Genomic DNA, 4,075 nt, shown 5'->3' on the forward strand with positions numbered 1-4,075 from the left:
CCGGCCACATACAACTCACCCACCACCCCGACCGGCACCGGGCGCAACCACCCATCCAGCACGAACAACGCCGCCCCGGCCACCGGCGCACCGATCGGCGGGGTCCCCGACCCCGCCACCAGCGGGGCGCTAATTGAGACATCCACTGTGGTCTCGGTTGGGCCATAGGCGTTGACCATCACCCGCCCCGGCGCCCACCGATCCACCAATGAGGCTGGGCAAGCCTCACCGCCAACCACCAACGCCGTCGACTCCAACCCCTGTGGAGACAACACACCCATCGCTGAGGGGGTTTGGCTTAAGACGTTGACGTGTTCGGCGACGAGTAGGGCGTGGAAGTCTTGTGGGGAGCGGGTGACGTCTTCGGGCACCACGACCAGCCGCCCACCATGCAGCAGCGCGCCCCAGATCTCCCGGATCGATGCGTCGAAGGCATACGAGTGACACTGCGTCCAGACCTGTTCGGGCGTCAGCTCCACACCGACATCTAGGGCGTCAAAGAGCTGGGTCACGTTGTGGTGGGTGACCGCCACCCCCTTGGGCACCCCGGTCGTGCCCGAGGTGTAAATGATGTGGGCCAGGTCCTCAGCAGCAGGGACCGGCAAGCCCGTGGTGGGCTGGTCATCCACCGCGGGGTCGTCGATCTCGATGACCGTCCCATTGAAACCGTCTAGCCGGCAGCGCAATTCCACGGTGCTCACTGCGGCGACCGGTCCGGCGTCGTCGAGCATGAACGCGATGCGCGCTGCCGGCAGCGCCGGATCGATGGGTAGGTAGGCGGCGCCGGTTTTGAGGACGGCCAGTATGGCGGTGATCGCTTCGGCGCTGCGGGGCAGCAGTAGTGCGATGCACTGTCCGGGGGCTGCGCCGTGGTCGGCCAGCAGGTGGGCCAGTTGGTTGGCGGTGTCGTCGAGCTCGCGATAAGTCAGTGACAGGTTGGCGTCGCGGATCGCCACCGCGTCGGCAGTGCGCGCGACTTGGGCGGTGAACAGCGCCGGAATCGAGATCCCCACGTCCGACCGGGTCAACGCCGCCCGATTACTCAGCTCATCCAACTGGGCGTACTCGGTCTGATCGAGGAGGTCGAGGGCTGCGAGGGGTTGGTGGGCGGTGGTGGTCATGGCGGCCAGGAGCCGTTGGAAGCGGGTGATCAGGGTGTCGATGGTGGTGGGGGTGAACAGGGTGGTGTCGTATTCGATGCGCAGGCCCAGTTGGGGGCCGGGTTGGGCTTGGATGGTGAGTCGGTAGTGGGTGGATTCGCGGCCGGTGTAGGCGGTGATGGTCAGGTCGTCGGGGCCGGTGAGGGCGGCGGTGTCCACGGGATAGTTTTCGAACACCAGCAAGGTGTCGAAGAGTTGGTCGTGGCCGGTGAGGCGGTGGATGTCGGTCAGGGCCAGGTGGTGGTGGTCCAGGGTGTGGGTGTGGGTGTGTTGGAGTTGGGTGAGCAGCTCGGTGGTGGTGGTGGTCGCGGTGAGTTGGGCGCGCACCGGCACGGTGTTGATCAGCAGCCCGATCAGCGATTCCGCGCCGGGTAAGTCGGTGGGCCGCCCGGACACGGTGGTGCCAAAGACGATGTCGTGGCGGCCGGTGAGCAGAGCCAGGAGTTGGGCGTAGCCGGCTTGCAGGACGGTGTTGATGGTGGTGTGGTGGGCGCGGGCCAGTTCGTGCAGGGCGGTGGTGGTGTGTTCGGGCAGCCGGTAGGTGTGGGTGTGGCGCGGGCCGGGCTGCAGCCGGCCGGGCGGGCCGATCAGGGTGGGGGTGTCCAAGCCGGCCAGCGCCTGGGTCCAGGCGGTCTGGGCGGCGTGTTGGTCGCGCTCGGTCAGCCAGCAGATGAACCGGCGGTAGGGGACCGGGGCGGGCAGGGGCTGTTGGTGGTAGCTGGCGAAGATTTCACCGAGCAGGATCGGTAGTGACCAGCCGTCGATGACGATGTGGTGGAAGGTCAGCACGCAGCGGTGTTGGTGGGGGGCGGTGGTGATCAGGGCCACCCGAAACGCGGGGGGATGAGCCAGGTCCCCGACCGCGGCGCGCTCGCGGGCGCATAGCTGCGCGATGTGCTCTTCGACATCAACGTTGCCTGCGTCGAGTTCGATGTAACTCCATCCCGGTTCAGGCTCGGCCGGGATGATCTGGACCGGCTCGGCGAACCGGTCGCAGAACCGGGCCGCTAGGTGGGGGTGGCGGCTGAGCACGGCCTGGACCGCGTGGTGGAGCCGCTCGGGGTCCAGGCGACCGCTTAACGAGAGATCCAACTGCACCGCATACGCATCGTGGGTGTGGTGGGTGTGGAAGAGCAGGCCGTGTTGGAGGGGGGTGAGCGGCAAGATGTCGGCGACGGGGTAGTCGCGGCACAAGTCATCGATGTGGGCTTGGCTGAGCTGGGCGGGGGTGATGTCGGAGGGGGTCAGTCCCCCGCCGCCGGCGGCGACGTGGGCGCAGATACCGGTGAGGGCTTGGCTCCACAGGTGGCTCAGTTCGCCCACGGCGGTGGCATCAAGTGCGGTGGGCGCCCAGATCCAGTTGGCGTGCAGTTGGGGGCCGACCTCAGTGTCCAGGGTGGCGGCGTTGAGTTCCAGGGTGTGCCCCAGGGGCATGGGGATCGCCGCGGCGGCCCCCAGGACGGTGGCGCCGTGGGGGTCGAGGCGCCACAGGTCGGGGTGCTCGGCGCCGGTGGGGGCCCCGAGTCGGCCTAGGTAGTTAAAGCCCAGGGTGGGGTCGGGTTGGTTGAGGTCCACCTCGGGGTTGAGGTAGCGCAGCGCCCCGTAGCTCAGCGGGTGGGGCAGGGCGCGTAGTTGTTCTTTGGCGTGTTTGAGCAGCGCCCCCAGCGCGGGGTCACCGGCGGCCAGGTGGGCCCAGTGGTGGTGGGCGGCGCCGATGGTCAGCGAGACCGGGTATTTGGTGGTGAACCAGCCCACCGTTTGCGACAGGTCCAGGTGGGGGTCGAGTTCTTCGTGGCGGCCGTGGCCTTCGACGTCGATGCCGATCGGGGCGGCGCCGTTGCCCACGAACTGGGCCACCGCCATGGCGTAGGCGATCAGCAAGATGTCCTGGATGCCGGTGTGAAACGCCGCGGGGACCTCCCCGAGCAGCGCCGCGGTGGTGGCGGGGTCCAGGGTCACCGACAGGTGCCCGGCGCTGGCGTAGGTGTCGCGGGCGGGTTGGGGGGCGGGCAACACCGAGGCGGCGCTGGCCACTTGTTTCCAGCCATCAGCGGACTCGATCACCTCAGGGCGGCGGGCGTACTCGCCCAGCAGGTGGGCCCAGCGGTGAAACGAGGTGCCCTCGATGGCCAGCGTGACGGGCTGACCGGCGCGGTGTTGGGTCCAGGCGGTGTTCAGATCACCCAGCAGTACCCGCCAGGACACCGCGTCGATGACCAGGTGGTGAATGATCAACGCCAACTGCCCGCTCGCGGCGGCCCACACCGCGCGCAGCATCACCCCGGCGGCCGGGTCCAACCCCGAGCGGGCCTCCACCAACGCCTGCTCGGACAGGGTGTCGACCACCTGCAGGCACGGGCCGGCGGGCACCGCGCCGGGCTGGGGTACGTGCAGGGACCAGGCCCCGGTGGGGGTGATGTGCAGGTGGGCGCGCAGCATGGCGTGGCGGTCGAGCAGGGCCCCCACCATGGTCACCGCGTCGTCTGGGGTGGCCCCGGTGGGGGCGTGCAGCACCAGGGTTTGGTTGAACTGGTCGGTCGGGCCGTCCAGGCTGGCCAGCCAGGCCATGATCGGGGTCGCGGGCAGCGTCCCGATGCCCTCATCGACCACCCCGGCCTGGGCGGCCACCACCACCCGGGCTAGCCGGGCCACGCTTTGTTCGACGAACACATCACGGGGCCGACACACCAGCCCGGCCGCCCGGGCCTTCGCGACCACCTGCATCGAGGCGATGCTGTCCCCACCCAACTCGAAGAACGAGTCATCGACCCCGACCCGCTGCAGTCCGAGGATGTCGGCGTAGATGGCGGCCAGGATGTGTTCGGTCTCGGTGGCTGGGGCGCGGTAGCGCCCGGCGCCGGTGTAGTCCGGGGCGGGCAGCGCGCGGGTGTCGAGTTTGCCGTTGGCCGTCAACG

Annotated in this window: 1 protein-coding gene; it reads right to left on the minus strand. The window is 69.1% G+C overall.

The features are described from left to right. A partial coding sequence (locus A5753_RS15685) for a condensation domain-containing protein (RefSeq protein WP_156656125.1) occupies nt 1–4,075 on the minus strand: 4,075 nt, incomplete at both ends.

The sequence above is a fragment of the Mycobacterium sp. 852002-51971_SCH5477799-a genome (assembly GCF_001667145.1).
Lineage (GTDB): Bacteria > Actinomycetota > Actinomycetes > Mycobacteriales > Mycobacteriaceae > Mycobacterium.